Source organism: Lactobacillus equicursoris DSM 19284 = JCM 14600 = CIP 110162 (assembly GCF_001434815.1).
GTDB lineage: Bacteria > Bacillota > Bacilli > Lactobacillales > Lactobacillaceae > Lactobacillus > Lactobacillus equicursoris.
Map to the genome: position 1 here is coordinate 1 of NZ_AZDU01000170.1, position 234 is coordinate 234.

Annotated in this window: 1 pseudogene; it reads right to left on the reverse strand. The window is 43.6% G+C overall.

Annotated elements, in window-relative coordinates:
* Nucleotides 1-234, reverse strand: a pseudogene (locus FC20_RS10985) (hypothetical protein); the annotation flags it as partial.

Genomic DNA, 234 nt, shown 5'->3' on the forward strand with positions numbered 1-234 from the left:
CAGGAGTTCGCTTGTCTGCAAAGGCTGGATTAGTTCCCACGATCAAGAAGATCAAAATCATGGAGACAATACCCGGGTGCCAACTCCAGTGCAAAAAGATCATGTTGGCTGCACCTACAAAGAAGCCAGTCGTGATTGAGTAAGCAAAGGCGTTTTCGGTGTTGCCTTTCCAAAACTTAGGTTCTTTCTTTTCTTCATGTTTCTTTTCTTCCGGTTTAGTTGGAGTAGTTTTCT